Raw genomic sequence first — 2528 nt, forward strand, 5'->3', positions numbered from 1 at the left:
TGGTGGAGGACCTCTGGGAGGGCTACTTGCCTGAGGAGATTACTGGGAAGGTCGGGGGGAACGGCAGGACAGGGCGTAAAAGTAAATATTCGAAGCTCAGCGTACCTCAGTGTGCCTTGCTGTCAGCTAATCTTACAGAGCAAGCTTACGTTCCCCTTTTTACAACAGTTTCGCAGCTTACGCCGGGAACATAATTGGATCCTGTCGCAGCATAAATTCAAGACACTTTATCATGGCCTTCCTAGACTGAGACAGCTTGACCTTCTCAATCAGCCCACCTTCACCTGCAGAAATTTCTGCGTAGGTGCGTCCGTCACCAGTGTCGGGAATAAATACGGTATCCCAATAAAACTTGCGAGCACCCAGTGGTTCTGGTGAGAATTTTCCGATGGTTTCACCGACAAATATATGAACATTCATTCCATCGCAGTAACCGACCACAGCCCTCGCTGTCACCTTTTCCCCTGCCCAAGTCACACTGCTTAGAAAGCCCTCAGCTCCGAGAGCGTCCCACATCGGTTGCGTAAGGCCGCCTGGATAGTTCGCTTCTTTGTGGCTCTCAAGGACAAGGCCCGCATGTTCAACAATGCAAGGTTCCAAAATACGCTGGTACGCCGAAATGGCTTTGTGTCGCACCATTTCTTCAAGGTTACGTTCGAGTGGTTCATTTGTTGAGACCCCGGGAAACTCAACCTCGAAGTGATCTATGGCACAGACTTCGGCACCATGGCGGTTTTTGAGTTTCGCGGATGAAATGATCTGGTTAACTTCATCATGTTTAAAGCTGCTTTTGGTTGCATATCTGACACGGGTCTTTCTCATTAGCTTGCCATCCCCTCCAAGAGGCCTGCGATGTCCTCTTCACGTTGATTTCCATCAATCGAGATAACCTCTACATCTCTTGCGTGAAACAACCGCCGTTCAAAATCTGATGGATTAGAATATGCTATGTATGCTCTTTTTCCGACGAAAGATTGCGGAAGCTTGCCGAATACATCATTCAAACGTCGAAAGAGATAGGCAACATTTGCATCATTGAAGCTGTATCCAATAAATAGAATCACTTTTCCTAGAACGTCCGAACGCATTTTCAGATCGAGCGCGTCTTCAAACATCATTCTTCGGTCATAGTCCGTTTCGGTAAGCACCATAGCTTCAGGTCGATTGAAATCACCGTGGAACTTCACGACTTGAGTCTTTTCGTGCAGAGATTGGCTGAGTTCGTGTTCAGATGAAACTGTTACAACCTCTCGATCAGACAACTGAAGAGCTCGCTCAAGAAAATCGTCGTAGTTGGTAGTATAGAAGAGTTTGCAATTTTCAAGAGCCGCCAATGCACCATGAATCTTTGACGACAACAACGCTTCATCAGGTGGTTCCATGTTCTTGTTTAACCAATTGATGAGTGGTTGCATGCCATCTTTTTTTGACTTTACATACTCGAGAATTTGAAGGTCGGAACCCCGCATCCTTAGTAAAGCCGGTTCATTTGCCCCAACAAGCCTAGCTGCTTGATCTACAAGCTGTTCCCAGGAGGGGCCTCGTTTTATAGCACCGTCATCTTTCCAACTCACGGCCATCGAAGCGCCAGCACCAAGAAAGGGTATGACGCGACCCTCTTGATACAATCTTCGAAGGTCATCTGGGCATCGTGTCATCTCTTGACCTTTCTAGCGATGAGCCTGGTCATCGAATGAACATGAGGGATGTTGTTATGCGGGTGTCTCTCATGCAAATCTTCATCGCTGCTATAAGTGACCTCCCACCCGTCATAAAGCCTCAGGTAGGTCGAGTGAGGTATCAGACATGGATCAAAGCCGGGGTGAGCAGAAAGGTCATGCTCACGATCATTGAATGCGCAGACGATATTCCATCCGCCCACTGCCGTTAATTCTTGGAGACGGAGCACCACCGACTCTATCTCATCGGCAGACATCATGCAGTGCAACAAACCATAAGCTACAACAACATCAAACGGTTTGGCTGCTGAATCCAAGTTTCGAACATCGGAGCAGTGCCATTGCACACTATTGCGGCCAAACGCGTTCTGAGCGTTCTTGAGGGCGGCCTCGGAGCAATCTATTGCGGTTACGTTGGCTCCTAGCTCTGCAAGCGCAACTGCGTTTTTCCCCTCGCCGCAACCCGCATCCAAAATTCTGCTGTTTTTCACACAATTTCCTTCAAGGAATTTAGTGATCAGACTGCCAATTTCTTTCCCCCAAAAACATGGGCAAGCGCGATATCCATCATCATATCCACCGTCGAAATTGGTCAAATCTTTAATCCTTCTTTAGGGGCTTCAAGCCTAAAATATTGGCCATTGAGGAGATAGCTTTTTCATAATTAGCCTCTCCAGACCAATTATAAATGACCGCATCAGCATCATTCATCATCATATTCACGTCAGATTCAACCTCAGCTCCGATAGCATCGAAGAAGATGGACTCGTATTCAACTTCATCCAGTTTTTCCCTTTGACAGTAGAGACGCAAAGCTAAGTCTGGAGTTGCGTACACATACAACAACGC

General features: G+C 47.3%; 4 protein-coding genes. All 4 read right to left on the minus strand.

The window, feature by feature from the left end; genetic code table 11:
* Positions 1-177: 177 nt before the first annotated feature.
* The gene (locus ACN0IC_RS14965) at positions 178-822 is read right to left on the minus strand and encodes a non-canonical purine NTP pyrophosphatase (protein WP_416879569.1); all 645 of its coding nucleotides are present in this window, start codon (positions 820-822) and stop codon (positions 178-180) included.
* Entirely contained in the window at positions 822-1580 is a 759-nt protein-coding gene (locus ACN0IC_RS14970) for an SIR2 family protein (protein ID WP_416879572.1), read from the minus strand. Before ACN0IC_RS14970 ends, ACN0IC_RS14965 begins: the two co-directional genes overlap by 1 nt.
* Before the next feature lie 74 nt (positions 1581-1654).
* Complete coding sequence (locus ACN0IC_RS14975; RefSeq protein WP_416879570.1) at positions 1655-2275, minus strand: class I SAM-dependent methyltransferase; 621 nt, start codon at positions 2273-2275, stop codon at positions 1655-1657.
* A 4-nt stretch (positions 2276-2279) separates the two neighbouring features.
* Positions 2280-2528 (minus strand): hypothetical protein (locus ACN0IC_RS14980; RefSeq protein WP_416879571.1); only part of this gene is annotated, 249 nt, incomplete at its 5' end.

Origin of the sequence: Litorimonas sp., assembly GCA_029936425.1 — a bacterium.
In the GTDB taxonomy this organism is placed as follows: domain Bacteria; phylum Pseudomonadota; class Alphaproteobacteria; order Caulobacterales; family Maricaulaceae; genus Litorimonas.

What these genes read in the sequence shown, in the direction of transcription:
- ACN0IC_RS14970 (WP_416879572.1), bottom strand. Translation starts at nt 1,580, where the DNA reads ATGGCCGTGAGTTGGAAAGATGACGGTGCTATAAAACGAGGCCCCTCC.
- ACN0IC_RS14965 (WP_416879569.1), bottom strand. Translation starts at nt 822, where the DNA reads ATGAGAAAGACCCGTGTCAGATATGCAACCAAAAGCAGCTTTAAACAT.